Consider the following 17,720-nt stretch of genomic DNA (forward strand, 5'->3'; position numbering starts at 1 on the left):
ATGCTGCTTATTTTTTAATATCATAGGAAATTGCTTTCCTATGATATTAAAACGCTCCGCGTGGATGCGCACTCGCGCGAATGGAATATGTTGCATTCTGCAACCGCGCTCGGCGCGAGAATTTCGCAAGCGAAATTCTTTCTTGCTCATGACAGAGAAATTGACTTACTACAATAAACAACCTACAATATCTATATAAATATCTTAAAGGAGGTTGTTTTATGAGCGACCTTATAATGACTCTTGCGAAGAGAAAAGAAGAGCTTTTGGCAAATAAGCAAATGCTTGAAGAAAGCGTTATAAAATACAGTCTTCCGGGATATATAAATAAAAAGAATATCAGAGGAAAAGAGACCTATTATCTACAGTTTAAGGACAGGTATTACAGGATGACATCTGTATATTTGTCTAAGGAGAAGCTTTTATTATGCCAATACGCTTTTGATAAAAGAGCTGAGTTAGAGACTGCACTTAAAGGTATTGATGAGGATCTTAAGCTTTTGCAAAATATTCCCGCTGAGCCTTGGAACAGATCAGAAAACGGAAAAATTCTTGATGATGTCATAGGCTTGAGTGTCAGGCATAAGACTCTTTTCCAAATAAATTATGATGATTCTCAGGGGAAATATATTATCACTTATTATGGCAAGAAGAAAAAATACGAGATTCCGATGCTCTATGTCAATGAGAACTACCATCAAAGGATAGCGGAATATATTCAATCTGCTTCATGTATTGTTGATGAAGCGGTCGACCGGATGTTCAGTGATGAGATGAAGCAGGGTAGTGATAAACAATATCATTCTTTTAAGGCTCAGACGAAAACAGGAATAAAGTATTCGTATGAAGAAGCGGATATGACATATTTGTTGAATTTCTACTACAAGAAAAGAAAATACACTATAGAATATGAGCCATACTTTATAAATGAAGAGAGGAAAGACTCACTGGAAATATCCAGAATGGGCTTTTATGTTGAGAAGTTTCTACATGAATTGAAATTTAAAGAAGAGGTATCAAGATATCGTGAGCGAAAACAGAATGTTCATACTGAAACAAAAAAATCATGATGTTGCTGTACTGCAGCTTTCTTTGGAAGGTGATATAGAAAATTATGAAATAATCAATCCTGCAAGAATGCCTTATCTGGGTTCAACTGAGAAAAAACACCTATACTCATGGTGGAAGGACAGAGCTATTCCTGAGGGGAGAGAACGTCTTGTGGATATTCTCAAAGAGTATGACTGCGAGAGTCCGCAGGAATTACTTATGAAAAACCTGGGACTTAGTCTTAACGATACTTACTGGATTTCACCCGCAGAACTAGACCTTACATGGGAGGAAGTGAATCTTTTTGATAATGGCGATGAAACAATAGATTTCCATGATGGTCAAGGTAGAGTCCATTATTCAAACAGTAAAGATGCTGCGTTGGGAGGACATCTTGAGAAGCATTCTGTAAAAATTGATGGCGTATGGTATTTGGATAAATATAGTGATCCCAAATATCCGGGTGGGCTTTTAAATGTTAATGAGCTGTTTGCGTCATTGGTCCATGAAAAGCAGGGATTTAAAGAGTTTGTCAGATATGAATTGTTGAATGAGGGCGATGAGCTGAACAAACTGTGCAGATGTAGATATTTTACTGATGCTGGTCATGAGTTTGTTTCCGCTTTTGAAGTGTCAGGTGGATTCCGTAATAAGAATGAATATAACGGCGAGCTGGAGCTTGAACATTTTATCAGAACTTGTACTGAATTTGGGTTGAAAAGAGAATATGTATGCAACTTTATCGATTACATGATATTAACTGATTTTGCTATATCCAATTCAGATAGACATTGGAATAACTTTGGCATTATCAGGGATAGCGAAACCTTGGAATTTATTTCATTAGCACCAATTTATGATAATGGTAATTCTATGTTTTTTGATGCGTATAATGTCCTGAACAGACCTACAATTCTAAGGGTAGAAGATTCTGGAATAATGAAAAGAGAAACAGACAGGTTAAAGGTTGTAAATGACAGAAGCCTGATAAAAATTGAGCTTCTACCAGAGCCGGAAGAGGTTAGGGATTTTTATATTGAGCACGCAATAAATCGGGCTAAGGCAGACATCATAATGGAGTCATATAAAAATAAAATTGATCTTTTTATGGAGTATCAGAATGGGCTCCCTATTGGATATAATATAGAAATGTTTGAGTATGGTGTGGAGGTTCCGGTAAAAAACAGAAAAATTAATGCCAATTTCTTTAAGGATAGGCCAGATTTATTAACTGATGAAATTAAGAGAAAAATGAACAAATAGCAGAAACGCCCAAATGGATTTTGTATGTTGCATAATCGATTTGGGTGTTTCCGCAATTACTACAAAAATATCATTAGTTTACAATATTTTTTAAGACATCTGCCAATACAATAATTTCTAAAAAAATGATAAAATTTGAAAGATTATGTTTAGGGGATAAAAAAGGGGAATAAGGTATGAAAGTAAGCGTGATTATTCCTGCATATAATATTGAAGGCTACATTGGGAAGTGCCTTGATAGCGTATTAGCGCAGGATATTGATCAAAATCAGTTGGAGATTATTGTTGTTGACGATGGATCTACTGATAAAACCGGGGATGTAATTGATGAGTATGCATCAATGCATGATAATATCAGACCTATTCACAAGGAGAACGCAGGAGTTTCTGCTGCCAGAAATGATGGAATAGCAGCAGCTTCAGGTGAATACATCTTCTTTTTCGATGGAGATGATTTCCAGGAGAAGGAGACTTGCAGAGAGCTTGTTGAAATAGCTGAGAGAGAATCTGCTGATGCTGTTATATACGGATACCACAGATTTGAGGATGGTAAGGTATATGAGACCAACTATCCCAGATTTGCTAAGAAGGTCTATGAAGGCAAGTCCATTATTAAGGAAGTCATGCCTGCATTTATCGGCCTTTCCAACAAGGATATCAACAACTGGCTGGCAGGTAAGCCTGACGCCCTCTATGTTGAGAATCCTGCCTTATGGCGAATTTTATGCAAAAAGAGTGTGATTACGAAGAATACTCTTTTGTTTGATACAACACTCAAGGTTGGAGAAGATACCTGCTTTATTTCAGAGTATCTCAGCTGCTGCAATAAGGTTTATGTGCAGCAGAAGTGCTATTACTACCTTGTGACACGCTCTACTTCAGCGATTTATAGATACGAGAGAGAGCCTCTTTCAAAGCTCGAAGGCAAGAAAAAGCTTAATGATGCCAGAGAGCGACTTGTAAACAGGATCAAGGAGAGATCAGGAGTAGACGTTACAAGCACCTTTGCAGGAACGATCGTTATGTCTGCGGTGGAGGTTGCTTTCAGACTCTCTGAAAAGGATGAGAAGCACTCAAGAAAAGAGCGCTACAATGCTTTCAGAAGCTTTGTGGATGACAAGAGAGTAAGAAAACTCATCAAGAATTTCAAGATAGGAAAGGGAACCATAGTAAAGAGAATTCCTTTCATATTCCTTAAGATGGGATGGTTCGGGCTTCTGTTCTTGGCAACAGAGATGCTGCATGTTGTGGGATATGAGTTTAAGAGGTAAGGAATTTGAGTTTTGATGTAAAGTCTTTGTATCATGACATGAGACACAAAGCGTATTTATATAAGAAATATTTTTCATTTCATAAAAATCATATTTTTATAATTGGGGAACCCAGACACGGAAATATTGGGGACAGCGCAATTGCTGAAGCTGAGCGTAAATTTATCCTGGATACATTTAAGGGAGATTGCAGGATTTCTGACGTCTTTATGGATGATTATGGATATGACTATGAGATGTGGGACAAGCTCATTCAGAAGAAGGATATTATCTGTCTGCATGGTGGTGGAAATCTTGGGGATCTCTGGTATGATGAAGAACTCTTTAGAGAGGGAGTTATCGAACGTTTCCCTGACAATCGAATAATAATGTTTCCACAGACTATGATGTTCCAATCTGAAGAAAATCTTGAGAGAGCACGCAGAGTATATAATGGGCATAAAAAGCTGACGATGGTTGCAAGAGATCAGATTACATATGAAAGCATGAAAAAGGCTTTTGATAAATGTGACATAGTACTCACCCCTGATATTGTCCTTTCTTTTGGGAATCTTTTTAAGGATTATGACAGTGACCATAGAAATAATATTGGTCTTTGTATGAGGAATGATGTTGAGCGAGCATTGGATGATGATTCCATGAAGGTTCTGTATGAATACCTTGATAAAAAAGGATATGAATACGACTTGTTCGATATGGTTGATGATGTATCTATTACAATTGAGAACAGGTTAGAACTCATTCGTAAAAAGCTAAAGAGAATTTCAGGATATAAGCTTATTATTACGGACAGACTTCATGCTATGGTATTCTGTTCGCTTACCGGTACACCTTGTATCGTATTTGGTAATAATCATCATAAGGTAAGCGGATGCTATGAGTGGATCAAAAACCTTAAACACATTCAGCTTGTTGGATCAGTGGATGAGGCAATTTCACTTATAGATGCCTTTTACAATATTGAAGGACAGAAGGAGAGCCTTAATCTTTCTGATAAGTACAAGCCGCTTATTGATGCTTTTATTTGATGATTTGGGACGATGAGATTACTGGGGGAATTATATGAAAAACGTTTTAAAAATTGATAAACCTATCATTGGTGAAAATAAAATAATTTGTAATTATTCTGTTGAAGGTGATTGGGAGGAAGTATTTCATAAGGATGAGCAATTCTTTCTTGAATACAATGTGGATATTTCTAAAGTTCCTGAGAGTGTTGCAATAATCCCATTTCTTGCGAATGTTCTCCCTATAGCATGGGTTTGTGACGCAAAAATAATTGTTCCTTCCTTGGATAAAGATTTTTATGACAGTATACCTGAATTCAAAAAAGGATATCAGGACATGTTTCCAATGATTGATTTTAAAGGCAATCTGGAAGTGGGAGATATTGTTTCAAACGAAATAGAAGATCAGGATGGAGCTATTTCGTTTTTCTCTGGTGGAGTTGATGCATTTAATACATTGACATGCCATTTGGATGAAAAGCCTGCACTTATTACTTTATGGGGAGCTGATGTAAAGCTTGATGATGTGGATGGCTGGAAGAAGGTTGAGAGTCATATCGAGGAAACAGGCCGGGAATTTGGACTGGATCATATAATAGTAAAATCTTCCTTCAGAACCTTTTTGGATGAGTGGAAAATGAGTCAGAAAGTGCTTAGTAGTGGAGATAACTGGTGGCATGGATTTCAGCATGGACTGGGAATCATTTCTCATGCAGCACCGGTAATGTTTGCTCTTGGGAAAAAGCATATTTATTTTGCATCCAGCTTTACAGCTGCAGATAAGGGCAAATATAAATGCGCTTCAGATCCTACAATTGATAATCACATACGTTTTTGCGGGGCAGATGTAATTCATGACGGCTATGAGTTTTCACGACAGAATAAGGTACATAACATTACTCAATTTGCCAAGAGAAGTGGGAATAAATTGTCACTTCGCGTCTGCTGGGAGTCAAAGGGCGGTTCAAATTGTTGTGATTGCGAGAAATGCTGGAGAACAATTCTTGCTATTTATGCGGAGGGCTTTGATCCCAGAGAGTTTGGATTCGAATATGATGATTTTGGTAAGCTCTTGAGAAGAATGCATATGTATCGTGACAAGATGCGTCAGAATTCCAGGTCAAGATACAACCCGATACAGGAGGCGCTTCATAAAAATTATACTCTTGACTCAGTTAATAAGGATTTGCGTTGGTTTTATAACGCAGACATTGACCATATTAGTGATTTTAGCATTCCTCAGCGTATAAAGAGGAAAATACAGCAAAAGCTGTTTGGTTGTTAATTGGTAAGAAAAAGTAGGGAATTGTTTTATGCGAATTGCATTTTTGAATTTGTGCCATACGGATCCTGCACTGGTGGCTAGATGTGCAAGGAGATTGTGCGCTGATCCGGATTTTGATATGTATGTACATGTCGATGCAAAACAGGATATAGAGCCGTTTCAAAAGCATTTGAGCGGTATAGACAGGGTCTTCTTTACACCGAACAGACATAAGGTGTACTGGGGCGGATATAATGCGATACATGCAAGCTTTGAGCTGCTTAGATGTGCGCTTGCAAGTAACAGACATTATGACTATTTTGTCATGATGCAGAATCTGGACTATCCGATCAAAAGTAACAAATACATTAAGGAGTTCTTTGAAGCTAACAGGGGAAGAGAATTCCTTAGAGGTTGTCCGATTGGGGGAACTAAGGACTGGGAATTTTCCAGAAAATATAAGCTTTACTATATGAAGGATAATCCCTATGGTAAAGCATCTATCAAGAATCCTAATAAACTTCTGATTACAGTTGTTTCATCTTTACTCAGCCTTACTACGATTGGTTTTAACGGAACGATAAAAGAAAAAGACCGTGATTATAAGATCCATTACGGTTGTGCGCAGTGGGCAATAACAAGAGATTGCGCGATGTATCTTGATAAATTCGAGAGAACGCATCTTAAGTTCAATAGAAAAATGAAGATTATGCAGTTCCCTGATGAGGAGTACTTCCACACAGTGGTGCATAATTCCATATTTAAAACACATTGCGTAAAGTATGATGAGCCTGAGCAGAGATGGCTTGTCAACTGGAGAAACCTTACGTATTTTGAGTTTCCAAGAGAAGTATCAGTTCTTACAAGTGCTGATTACGAGAAACTTAAAGGATTACCGGATTTGTTTTGCAGAAAAGTAAGGAGTGAGGTGTCCGGAGGTCTGCTAGACCTTTTGGATGCAGAGGTGAAATAAAAGTAATTATTCGGGAAGCTGATGAGTATGAATATCGTAGATCGTGTCCTAAATAAGATCGTTTCTTATCGGATAAATAATAAGATTTTTACTAAAGATATTGCTAGAAAGATGCCCATTTATTCTTCATGGCATGTTAAGTGGTCTGGAGTAAAGAAAGGGTGTATTCGTTTTGAAACAGATGAGATATATCCTGGTATGTTACAGATAGGCTTTGACAGAATTGCTACAGGCTTGCTTGGAGGAAAAGCGTCAAGTGTAGTTATTGAAGGAAATGGCTGCATTGTTTTTAAAGGTAAGGCAGATCTGTCGCAGGGGATATCTATACGTGTGGCGGATAATGCAATTATCTCTATAGGAAGCGGTATTTATACCAATGGATATTGTTCTATAAGGTGCAGAAAAAACATTAGTATAGGAAAAGATAATATGTGGGGATGGAATGTGCTGGTTATGGATACAGATGGACATCCTATATATGATTCCCAAAATAACGTTATTAACGAAAACAAGCCCATTGAGATTGGGGATAACGTCTGGATAGGTGCAGAAAGCAGAGTTTTAAAAGGGGCAGTTGTGCCTGATGGCTGCATTGTAGGAATGGGAAGTGTTGTTACAAGAAAAGAAAAAAGTCTGAATGCTATTTTAGTAGGTACACCTGCAAAAGTAGTTAAAGAAAATATTTCCTGGTATAGAGGAGACTTTAAGAAATAATATGGTCTGCAGTGAGACTTTACTGAATGGAGAGTATGTTTGAAATGAAACGAAGGATTGGCATAGTTACACTTGTTGATTACAATCTTGGAAATCGATTGCAAAATTATGCTCTGCAGGAATTCCTTAAGGATAAAGGATATGCTGTAGCAACCATAGGCTGGAGAAAATTCGATAGAAAAAAAGTTATTGTAAAATCTATTATCAAGAAAGTTTATTTAAAATTAACAGGGAAAAAGTCTTATAACTATACATGGGAATTGTTTGATTTAAATATTGATTGGTCAGATGTCATTATTCCATACGATGCTAAAAATGTTGAGGAGAATGTAAAAGAAAAATTCGATTGTTTTGCTGTTGGAAGCGATCAGGTATGGAATCCGAATTTTTATTATTATGTGCCGAGAGCATTTCTTGAATATGCTGATGATGATCAGAAAGTGGCATTTTCGGCAAGCTTTGGAGTATCAGATATTCCGCAGGAAAATGTCGAAGAATATACAAAAGCTCTTTCATCATTTAGGCAAATATCAGTACGTGAAGATGCTGGCGCAGAGATAGTAAAGAAGCTTACAGGAAAAGATGCTCAGGTGCTTGTAGACCCGACAATGTTAATGAGCAAGGAAAGATGGAGTCTGCTTGCTAAAAAAAGCAAGTTTAAACCTAAGGGGAAATTTGTAGTTAAGTATTTCCTGGGAGAAGTATCAAAAGAATATGATGAGTTCATAGAAAAGAAAGCCAGAGAATTAGGAGCTCAGATAATTGATGTTCTTCATTCGGATGAAACGTGGATAATTGGACCTTCTGAATTTATATATCTTTATGAACATGCTGAAGCTGCATTTGTTGACTCTTTTCATGGAAGTGTATTTTCAATCCTTTTTAACAAGCCATTTGCTGTATTCGACAGAATTGGTACAGAAGGAACTGGGAATATGAATTCCAGAATAGATACCTTGCTTAGAACCTTTGAACTTGAAAATCATAGAATAGCTAATTTGAGTGCAGTTGAAAACCTGGATATGAATTTTGATGTCGAAAAGGTGCAAAGGATATTAGAAGTGAAACGAAAGGAAGCATCTGATTTTGCAGATAAGGCCTTTCGCTAGGGAGAATTAGATGGAAAACTATCCAATATGTTTGGCTGCGTATAGTACCGACAAAGATAGAATTAAATCATCATCCGGAGGAATTTTTGCTGAAATAGCAAAAAGAGTGATAGATAATTCCGGGATAGTAGTTGGTGCTACCATCGATACTGAAGGGAAAGTATACCATAAGTATATAACAACAAAAGAAGAAATATATGATCTTATGGGCAGTAAATATGTTCAAAGTGATGTTGGGATGGTATATAAGTCGGTTAAGTCTTTTCTGAAAGAGGGAAAGCAGGTTCTTTTTTGTGGAACACCCTGTCAGGCTCAGGGACTGATAAATTATTTAAGGGGTAAGCCGGATAAGCTTATTCTGATGGATTTTATTTGTCATGGAGTACCAAGTTTTAAGGTTTTTAATACATATCTTAAAGAGATTTCAGAAGGTCGCGAGATTGATAGAATCAATTTCAGAGACAAGGAAAATGGATGGTTAGATTATTCTTTTAAGGTAAAGTATAAGAATGGGGATGTATTTAAGACTATATTCAGAGACAATAACTACATGAAGGGGTTCATTATTAATTTCTTTTTGAGACCATCATGCTATGAATGTAGATTTAAGGGCATAAATAGAAATACAGATATTACAATGGGGGATTTTTGGGGAATCGAGGAAGAGGAACCGGATTTTTATGACAAAAATGGAGTATCGGTCCTTTTACTGCATAATGAGAAGGCCAAGCAACTAATTACAGATATTAGTGATGTTATAGTAAGCAAAGAAATAGATGTTGAAGAGGTAATAAAACACAACCCTTCTTTGGTGAAGACTTCAGAGAAACATATAATGCATGACCTTTTCTTTATGACTATGAGAAGAGGCGTCAACAGGGCTATAGAAGGTATTATTAAGCCTAATAAGCTTCAGAAGGTAAGAAATAAAATTTATAGAGGGATTTATAAACTATATAGTAAAACGTCTCTTTTCCAGCCTAAGGATAAGACAACTGGTAAAGCTCCGGTATTATACACCGAAAAGGACAAATGTTGTGGATGTTACGCATGCGTTAATACATGTCCTAAAGGTATTATTTCGATGCGAGAGGACCAAGAGGGATTCATGTATCCTGTCATTGATAAGAACTTATGTGTTGGCTGTAACAGCTGCATCAAAGTCTGCCCTATCAATAATAGTATCAATAAAAACTAAAATATAGTTACAATATGAATTGATTATTATTTGCCGCAAGGGTCTAAAACAGGCTTCTTTGCGGCTTTTTATGTAGCTATCATCTTCTTGTTTTACAAATACTACAAAATAATCATTAGTAAATTTTTATTTTTAAGACAAATGCCAATATATTTATATGAAAATAAATGTTAAAATTTCAAAGATTATGTGTAAATATGTTACGATGCGCGTAATTTAGGGAAGTTTTGATTGTTAATTTGAGAAATTATATTATTGGGTAATTTTTGAGGGAAAATGAGGCAAATCATTACTGGTATGGAAAAAGAGTATATGGAATATAAGATATCGGTTATTATCCCGGTATATAAGGTTGAGAAATATCTACGAAGATGTGTGGACTCGATCATAAATCAAACGTATAGAAATCTGGAAATTATACTTATTGATGATGGGTCAAACGATGGATGTTCTGCTATATGTGATGAGTATGCGATACAAGACAAACGAGTTAAGACTATTCATAAAGAGAATGGAGGCCTTTCATCTGCCAGAAATGCAGGTCTTGAAAATGCTACAGGTGAAATAATAGCACTTGTTGATTCTGATGATTATATAAATAGTAATATGTTTTCGGATATGATGAAACAGTTTATTGAGAATGACGCAGATATTGTAATGTGTGATTATCAATATGCATATTCGGATGAGGCTGATAGTAAGAGTAATAGTAGTAATAACAATCCTATAGTAACAATTATTGATGGTAAAAGTGCTCAGTATCAGGCAAATGAATCATATGAAAGAAGAGTAACATTTACAGTTGCGTGGAATAAATTATATAGAAAAGAATTGTTCGACGGTATAACCTATCCTGAAGGAAGGATACATGAGGATGAGGCCAGGACGCATAGACTGTTGTATAGAGCTAAAAAAATAGCATATATAGAATACCCATATTATTACTATTTTCAGAGACAGGATAGTATAGTCGGCAAAAAAGTAACAAGAGTTAACCTTCAACTGATTGATGCATATCTGGATAAGCTTGAATTTTATAGAGAACATAATGAATATGAGTTATGGTCGATTGAAGCTATTCATGCAATGCATATGATGTGCTACCTGAATAAGCGATTTGTTGATGCTAAAGCTGATATTGAGATAGTCAGGGAGCCACAATGGAGAAAATTGTGTGATGAACTAAGGCTTTATCCTAAAGCTGGAAAGCTTAAGTTTTCTCAAAAGGCTGAAGTGCATTTTTTCCTCATATGTCCAAGCATGTATTTGTGCGTATGGGAAAGATTTAAGAAGTGATTAAAATGAATGATTTAGTTAGTGTAGTTATTCCAATATATAATTCTGAAAAGAATTTGGAAAAATGTTTAGATAGTATACTTTCTCAAACATATAAGAATTTGGAAATAATCCTTATAAATGATGGATCAACGGATAGTAGCTCAGACATATGCAAGAAGTATGCTGATAAAGATACAAGAATAAAGTATATAGAGAAGAAAAATGAAGGACAGTCGATTACTCGTAATAGAGGAATTGATGAATCCAGTGGGCGTTATCTGTATTTTATGGATAGTGATGATTATGTTGATTCTTGTTTTATCGAAAAGGCTTTAGCGGAATTAATTAGTAATAAAGCTGATAGTGCTATATTCAATTACTATCATATATATGATAATGGAAAGCCTGTAAAAGAGCGTGATTTCTTGGAGGGATTGTATGATCTGACAACAGGAAATGACAGATATAATTTTTTTGTCAAGGTGTTCTTACCATATAGGTGTGGGTTTGAAGTTTGGAATAGAATCTATGATGCGAGCATTATCAAAAATAATAATCTAAGATTTCCAATATTTAAACCGGTAGTAGGAGAAGATTTATGCTTCAATTTCCTATATTTTTTATGTGCTGGGAAAATATATGTGTCTAACGACAGATATTATTACTATGTACATAACGAAGGATCTACTATGGACCTTAATAAAGGGGATATTCAGCTTAACAGGTATAACGAGATTAGTAAGATTGGCTATGAGTTTATTGAGCAGAGAGATTCACTTGGTTATCTGAAAAATAATTATGCATATATAAATATTCTCCTTGCATACCATGAACTAATGCATTATGGATTAAAAGAATCTAAAGAACAACTCAGGTGCATCAAGGACAAAAGCCATTTCAAACGCATGTTAAGAATAAATCCTGGGAGTATTAGAGCAATTATAAAGGCAATCGGAATTGGTAGAGGTATAAAGTATACGCTACTTGGAATGTTTTATAAGACAGCTATGTAGTATTTTTAATGAGGTTTTTTGTATGAAAAAAGATGCACTTATAAGTGTTATTGTACCTATTTACATGGTGCAGGATTATTTGGGTAAATGTGTAAAAAGCATAAGAAATCAGACATACGACAATCTGGAGATCATACTTGTGGATGATGGCTCCAAGGATGATTGTGGCAAAATGTGTGATGAATTTGCCAAGGAGGATGAGAGAATCCGTGTAATTCATAAAGTAAACGGAGGCCTCTCAGATGCCAGAAATGCAGGAATTGAAGTCGCAAAGGGTAAGTACTTTGTCTTTATTGATTCAGATGATTATATTCATCCTCAGATGATAGAGTGCCTGGTGAAACCGGTTGAAGAGGGACAGGCAGATATGAGTGTATGTGAATACACAAATGTCAGAGATGATGATGAACCTGTTATGGATGAGATCAGTGATCCGGAAACAATAATAATAGAGAGTACTGCTGATAAGAGACAGTACTTTTTATGTGAGACCTATGTAAAATTTACCGTGGCCTGGAATAAGCTCTATCCCAGGGAATATTTTGAGAATGTAAGATATCCCAAGGGCAAAATCCATGAGGATGAGTTTACAACATATAAGCTACTTGAGAAAGCAGATAAGGTGGCATATATAACAGCTCCTCTTTATTACTACGTGCAAAGAGGCAGCAGCATAATGGGTGAGGGCTTTAGCAAGAAAAGTCTTGACCGCTTTGAGGCCCTGGATCAGAGAATAAATTATTACATGAAGCAGGGGAACTATGATTGGGCCGAGAAGGTTCATTCAATTTACAGAATGATGTTCATTCATGACGCCAGAAAGGTCAACATGAGTGATGACTTTGATTATTCCGTTTTGGACAGTTCGCTGAAACGTTTTAAGGATACGACACTTAAAAATGTCTTTAAATATCCTATTTCCTTTAAGCATAAGTTGGGATATTTATTTATGGCTATGTTTCCCAAGAAGTATTTGGGAAAGAGAATTTGAAAAAAGTATTTGTTGAGTTTTGATTGAAAGATAGGTTAGAAATGGGAAATAAGAAAAAAATTGCAATAAACATGGTGGCACAGTTCCTCTCATTTATCTTGAGTTTAGGTATTAACTTCTTTCTGGCACCATTTATCACCAAGAGTGTAGGTAAGGAGGTATATGGATTCGTTAATCTGGCTTTCCAGATGACAGGATATATCAGTATTTTCACAACTGCACTGAATGCGATGCTCGGCCGTTACATTACAGTCAGTATAGGTAAAAAGGATTATGAATCAGCCAGGTCATATTTTTCATCTGCAATGATCGCTAATGCAATACTCACGGCAGTCTGCTTTGTTCCGGTTACTGTAGGTATTCTTTACCTTAACAATTGGCTTGATGTACCTGCACAGAATCTATTGGATGTTCAGCTTTTGTGGGCGTTTATATTCTTTGATTTCTTTGCAAGACTTATTGCAAACGGCTATGCGGTATCAACATATGCAGTAAATCGTCTGGATCTTTCCTCCAGAAGAGCAATGGAGTCTTCAATATTAAGAGCAGCTGTTCTTGTTGCTATGTTTGTATTTATGCCTGCAAGAGTATGGTATGTCGGATTCACTAAGGTTATTACCGGTGCATATGTAATAATTACAAATATATATTTTACTAAGAAATTGACGCCAAACTTATATTATGAGAAGAGTTTGGTAAGGATGGCTTCAATAAAGAAACTTGTGAAGACTGGGATATGGAATACAGTCCAACAGATTACTGGGATACTGGTAAATGGTTGTGATACGCTTATTACCAATATATATATAAATGCTGCTTCAATGACACTAATGACATTTGCTAAGACTATACCTAATTACGTAATGTCAATTATTGGTATAGTATGTAGCTCATTTTCTCCTCAGATGACTTTGTTGTATGCAGAAGGGGATATGGACAAATTTGTTAAATATGTAAAAAGTGCAATTAAAGTATGTGGTTTTATTTGCTCTATTCCAATTCTTGGCTTTATTGCATTTGGTACAAAATTCTTTGCATTGTGGCTTCCTGTACTTAGCGGGGGAGAGATTAGAACGATACAGATATTATCAGTCATGATATTGGCCCAGACTGTTTTTGATGTATATATTTATCCGCTTTATACGGTAAGTCAGATTACTACAAAACTTAAGATTCCGGTGTTGGTTTCTTTAGGAATAGGTGTTTGTAACATCATAGGCTCAATATTATTGTGCGTGAATACAGATTTGGGAGTTTATGCTATTCAGATAGTTAGTTCTGTACTATTAACAGCAAGAGTGTTTTTCTTTGCACCTATTTATGCGGCGCACATTCTTGAACAAAAATGGTGGACTTTTTATTTACCGCTATTAAGAGGTGCATTATCTTCTGCGGTGGTTCTTACAGTATTTGGATGTATATCATATTTTGTAACCGTGAATTCCTGGGTAATGCTTGGTGTTGTTGCTGTCATATGTGGTGCAATAGGATATGCAATTAACTACATAATTGTGCTCAATAAGGAAGAAAGAATAATGGTTAAAGATATGGTTATTAAGAGAATTAAGAAAAAGAACAAAAAGGAATCATAAAATGAACGAACTTATTAGCATTATCATTCCTGTGTATAATGCAGAATATTTTTTGGATAGATGTCTGGAGAGCATAGTAAACCAGGAATACAAAAACTTAAGAATAATTCTTGTGGAGGACTGTTCTAAGGATAATTCTCGCAAGGTGTGTGAAAAGTGGACCACAAAGGACAACAGGATTGAACTGGTAGCTCTTGATAAAAATGGCGGTGCTGCAAATGCAAGAAACCAGGGTCTTGAAAGAGTGAATTTTGATGATGGTTTCGTGGCATTCGTAGATGTAGATGATTACCTTCATCCAACATATTTTACATATTTATATGAACTTCTTAAAGAGAACAATGCCGATTTTTCATGGTGTGGGGTTCACAATACCTTTGAAAAGGTAAAGATGGAGTTTGATCCGCTTACGGACCCTGATAATATATACACACTTACAGGAAAAGAGCTCTTACTGAGAGAAGACCTCAGAGTTATGTACCTGATGGTTTGGGGAAAGCTCTTTAAGGGATTTCTTTGGAAGGACATCCGCTTTGATACCAAGTATTCATATTATGAGGATGGCGGAACCACTTTCAAGGTTATCTACAAGGCTGATAAAGTGGTTATCTCACAGAGAAAGCTATATAACTATTATTTCTCAGACAATTCTGCTACTCGTAGTGAGGTGAACACTACAAAATTGTTAGATGGTATTGAGACTGAGCTTGATAAGATAAAGTTCTACGGAGAGCGTAATGAACAGGCTCTTTTGGATATGGCGTATGTGGCATATCTCAACACACTTTTGAAATGCTGCCGTGAGATTGATTCTTCTTTGGGTGATAAAGAATTATATAAGAAGATATTTAAAGACTATAAAGCAAATTACATGAAGGCGGTGAAAAATAAATCACTGCCCACATCACAGAGGGTAAAGTACATAGTTTACCGCTTTGCGCCACATATTCAGCAGTATTATATAAATCTTAAAATGAGGGTTAAGGGGTACTAAAAATGAATCCGAAGATTAGTGTTATTGTTCCTGTATATAAGGTGGAACAATACTTGGAAAAGTGCATAACAAGTATTCTTAATCAGACATTTAAGGATTTTGAACTGCTTTTGATAGATGATGGTTCGCCAGACAGGTGCGGTGCAATATGTGATGAGTTCGCTGCTAAGGATGAGCGAATCAGAGTATTTCACCGTGAGAATCAGGGAATAGCAAGAGTAAGAAGCTTTGGTGTTAGTCAGGTTAAGGGCGAGTATATCTGTTTTGTTGATTCCGATGATTATATATTTGAGAACTATCTGGAGCGCCTTTATACAGCGATAACAACTACGGATGCCAAGATTGCTGTTTGTGGACATATCAATTTCCAGGATGGGGATAGAGAGCCACAGCTTTCTGATTATCCTTCATCAGGTGCTATTGAAGTTAAGAGGAACGCGATAGACGAATATATCGCAGACCTTGAGCATACAGAGCGATATGTCTGTGTATGGGATAAGATATATGAGAGAAATGTCTGGGAAAATGTGGATTTCCCCGCAGATAAGATATATGAAGATATGTATGTCTGGTATAAGCTTCTTGATAATGCTGGAAGCGTGGCTTTTCTTGATGACATATTATATGCGAGAAGACTTAATGATGGCTCAATAACCCATCAGCCCTATTCGCTGGAGCAGTGGTATATGGTTGACTCCAAGATGGAGCAGCTTGAGTACTTTAAAAATCAGGGGAAGCAGAGACTTGTTGAAATATCCTTTGATTCCATAATGCATTTCTTCTGGACCAACATAAATGGGATGAAGGAGAAAGACATTAAGGATGACAATATTATAAACGAGTACAGAAGCCGTATGAAAAAGTATGTGAAGTGCATTAAACCCTCAGATACCTACCCGCTGAAGGACATACTTAAGCAATATTACATTGTGTATTTAAAAAAGATAAGCTAAGGAGCATTATGGCAAGCGTATCAATAATTGTGCCTGTGTATAATCAGGAGAAATATTTGAATAAATGTCTGGATAGTATACTGGAACAGACCTATAGCGATTATGAATGCATCCTGGTAGACGATGGTGCAACGGACAAAAGTCCTCAAATCTGTGATGAATATGCAGGTAAGGATGAGCGAATCAGAGTTATTCATAAGCCTAATGGTGGCCTTACAAGTGCAAGAAAAGCAGGCTTTGACGTTTGTGTTTCAGATTATGTGTGCTTTTTGGACAGCGATGATTATCTTCATCCTGATTTTCTTAAAAGGACAATGGTGACCATAAAAGAGTCTGATGCAGATGTCTGTACCTGTGGCCATTATCAGGATGCAGACGGAACAATTATCACCAATACCTTTAACTTTGAGAATAAGACTATAGAAAAAGAGCTAATTGAGGATGAATATGTTATGCCTATTATTGGCAAGATATATTCTGAAGGCTTTACTAATCTTCCGGGTTATGTCTGGGGAAGAGTATATAAAAGATCATGTTTGTCAGAGCAGTGCTTTGTTTCCGAAAGAGAAGTGTACACGGAAGATGATATTTTTCAGATGTACTTAAGCAAGCAAATTGAGAAAGCGGTATTTATTCCGGATAAGCTTGTATATTACAGAGTTAATTCCGCATCACTTACGCATGCATACAGAAAAAACATGTGGAAAATGTTAAAGAACAGACATTTAAGAGTGCTGGAGTTTTTTAAAGACAGTAGATCATCACAGAAACAGCAAAGATTATGGGCTTCAGGATTCTATGCTATATATGTGACACTAAGAAATGCATATGAGCAGAACGACTACAGGGCATTTAAAGCTGAGATGAAGGAGATGCTAAGTGATGAGCTTTCAAAAGATATCCTCAGCAATCTTCCAGATAATCTCTTAAAGCCCAGACAGAAGATGATGGTGCTCCTCATGAAGCTGCATTCTTATCGTGGGCTATTTACTGCCAAGAAACTTTTGTTTAAAAACTAAGATTAGGAAAATGACTCAGCAGACGACAAAT

At 36.3% G+C, this 17,720-nt stretch carries 16 protein-coding genes; all 16 read left to right on the forward strand.

The window, feature by feature from the left end:
* Positions 1–221: 221 nt before the first annotated feature.
* The 16 genes from G601_RS0114015 (at position 222) to G601_RS23390 (ending at position 17,689) form a co-directional block, all read left to right on the forward strand.
* On the forward strand, positions 222–1,070 hold the full coding sequence (locus G601_RS0114015; RefSeq protein WP_026665735.1) for a hypothetical protein: 849 nt from the start codon (positions 222–224) through the stop codon (positions 1,068–1,070).
* Positions 1,027–2,313 carry a hypothetical protein gene (locus tag G601_RS0114020; protein ID WP_155834553.1) on the forward strand — a complete coding sequence of 429 codons (1,287 nt, stop codon included), beginning with the start codon at positions 1,027–1,029 and terminating at the stop codon, positions 2,311–2,313. Before G601_RS0114015 ends, G601_RS0114020 begins: the two co-directional genes overlap by 44 nt.
* A gap of 176 nt (positions 2,314–2,489) precedes the next feature.
* On the forward strand, positions 2,490–3,584 hold the full coding sequence (locus G601_RS25170) for a glycosyltransferase family 2 protein (RefSeq protein WP_026665737.1): 1,095 nt from the start codon (positions 2,490–2,492) through the stop codon (positions 3,582–3,584).
* A gap of 5 nt (positions 3,585–3,589) precedes the next feature.
* Positions 3,590–4,612: a polysaccharide pyruvyl transferase family protein gene (locus G601_RS0114030; RefSeq protein ID WP_026665738.1), complete on the forward strand. Its 1,023-nt coding sequence runs from the start codon at positions 3,590–3,592 to the stop codon at positions 4,610–4,612.
* A gap of 34 nt (positions 4,613–4,646) precedes the next feature.
* Positions 4,647–5,876: a hypothetical protein gene (locus tag G601_RS0114035; RefSeq protein WP_026665739.1), complete on the forward strand. Its 1,230-nt coding sequence runs from the start codon at positions 4,647–4,649 to the stop codon at positions 5,874–5,876.
* A gap of 28 nt (positions 5,877–5,904) precedes the next feature.
* On the forward strand, positions 5,905–6,828 hold the full coding sequence (locus tag G601_RS0114040) for a beta-1,6-N-acetylglucosaminyltransferase (protein ID WP_081673534.1): 924 nt from the start codon (positions 5,905–5,907) through the stop codon (positions 6,826–6,828).
* 27 nt (positions 6,829–6,855) lie between these two features.
* A complete protein-coding gene (locus G601_RS25175; RefSeq protein ID WP_051205858.1) occupies positions 6,856–7,542 on the forward strand; it encodes an acyltransferase in 687 nt (228 codons plus the stop codon).
* Positions 7,543–7,586: 44 nt separating this feature from the next.
* Positions 7,587–8,651 carry a polysaccharide pyruvyl transferase family protein gene (locus G601_RS0114050; protein WP_035790884.1) on the forward strand — a complete coding sequence of 355 codons (1,065 nt, stop codon included), beginning with the start codon at positions 7,587–7,589 and terminating at the stop codon, positions 8,649–8,651.
* Positions 8,652–8,661: 10 nt separating this feature from the next.
* Positions 8,662–9,849, forward strand: a complete 1,188-nt coding sequence (locus G601_RS25180) for a Coenzyme F420 hydrogenase/dehydrogenase, beta subunit C-terminal domain (protein WP_051205860.1) — start codon at positions 8,662–8,664, stop codon at positions 9,847–9,849.
* Between the two features lie 297 nt (positions 9,850–10,146).
* Positions 10,147–11,145, forward strand: coding sequence for a glycosyltransferase family 2 protein (locus tag G601_RS23370; protein ID WP_207638058.1), 999 nt, complete (start codon positions 10,147–10,149; stop codon positions 11,143–11,145).
* Positions 11,146–11,150: 5 nt separating this feature from the next.
* Complete coding sequence (locus G601_RS25185) at positions 11,151–12,140, forward strand: glycosyltransferase family 2 protein (RefSeq protein WP_026665741.1); 990 nt, start codon at positions 11,151–11,153, stop codon at positions 12,138–12,140.
* 22 nt (positions 12,141–12,162) lie between these two features.
* The gene (locus tag G601_RS23380; RefSeq protein ID WP_051205864.1) at positions 12,163–13,131 is read left to right on the forward strand and encodes a glycosyltransferase family 2 protein; all 969 of its coding nucleotides are present in this window, start codon (positions 12,163–12,165) and stop codon (positions 13,129–13,131) included.
* Between the two features lie 41 nt (positions 13,132–13,172).
* Positions 13,173–14,723 (forward strand): lipopolysaccharide biosynthesis protein, encoded by a 1,551-nt coding sequence (locus tag G601_RS0114075; protein ID WP_026665742.1) that lies wholly within the window; start codon positions 13,173–13,175, stop codon positions 14,721–14,723.
* Between the two features lies 1 nt (position 14,724).
* Positions 14,725–15,717, forward strand: coding sequence for a glycosyltransferase family 2 protein (locus G601_RS0114080; protein WP_026665743.1), 993 nt, complete (start codon positions 14,725–14,727; stop codon positions 15,715–15,717).
* Positions 15,718–15,719: 2 nt separating this feature from the next.
* A complete protein-coding gene (locus G601_RS25190; protein ID WP_051205866.1) occupies positions 15,720–16,670 on the forward strand; it encodes a glycosyltransferase family 2 protein in 951 nt (316 codons plus the stop codon).
* An 8-nt stretch (positions 16,671–16,678) separates the two neighbouring features.
* On the forward strand, positions 16,679–17,689 hold the full coding sequence (locus G601_RS23390; RefSeq protein ID WP_051205867.1) for a glycosyltransferase family 2 protein: 1,011 nt from the start codon (positions 16,679–16,681) through the stop codon (positions 17,687–17,689).
* The last annotated feature ends 31 nt before the right edge of the window (positions 17,690–17,720 follow it).

Origin of the sequence: Butyrivibrio sp. FC2001 (genome assembly GCF_000424125.1) — a bacterium.
Lineage (GTDB): Bacteria > Bacillota > Clostridia > Lachnospirales > Lachnospiraceae > Butyrivibrio.

Coding starts and splice junctions, on each gene's coding strand:
- G601_RS25190 (WP_051205866.1), top strand. CDS start 15,720: ATGAATCCGAAGATTAGTGTTATTGTTCCTGTATATAAGGTGGAACAA.
- G601_RS0114050 (WP_035790884.1), top strand. CDS start 7,587: ATGAAACGAAGGATTGGCATAGTTACACTTGTTGATTACAATCTTGGA.
- G601_RS0114075 (WP_026665742.1), top strand. CDS start 13,173: ATGGGAAATAAGAAAAAAATTGCAATAAACATGGTGGCACAGTTCCTC.
- G601_RS25175 (WP_051205858.1), top strand. CDS start 6,856: ATGAATATCGTAGATCGTGTCCTAAATAAGATCGTTTCTTATCGGATA.
- G601_RS25170 (WP_026665737.1), top strand. CDS start 2,490: ATGAAAGTAAGCGTGATTATTCCTGCATATAATATTGAAGGCTACATT.
- G601_RS25180 (WP_051205860.1), top strand. CDS start 8,662: ATGGAAAACTATCCAATATGTTTGGCTGCGTATAGTACCGACAAAGAT.
- G601_RS0114080 (WP_026665743.1), top strand. CDS start 14,725: ATGAACGAACTTATTAGCATTATCATTCCTGTGTATAATGCAGAATAT.
- G601_RS23370 (WP_207638058.1), top strand. CDS start 10,147: ATGGAAAAAGAGTATATGGAATATAAGATATCGGTTATTATCCCGGTA.
- G601_RS0114015 (WP_026665735.1), top strand. CDS start 222: ATGAGCGACCTTATAATGACTCTTGCGAAGAGAAAAGAAGAGCTTTTG.
- G601_RS0114040 (WP_081673534.1), top strand. CDS start 5,905: ATGCGAATTGCATTTTTGAATTTGTGCCATACGGATCCTGCACTGGTG.
- G601_RS23390 (WP_051205867.1), top strand. CDS start 16,679: ATGGCAAGCGTATCAATAATTGTGCCTGTGTATAATCAGGAGAAATAT.
- G601_RS0114035 (WP_026665739.1), top strand. CDS start 4,647: ATGAAAAACGTTTTAAAAATTGATAAACCTATCATTGGTGAAAATAAA.
- G601_RS23380 (WP_051205864.1), top strand. CDS start 12,163: ATGAAAAAAGATGCACTTATAAGTGTTATTGTACCTATTTACATGGTG.
- G601_RS25185 (WP_026665741.1), top strand. CDS start 11,151: ATGAATGATTTAGTTAGTGTAGTTATTCCAATATATAATTCTGAAAAG.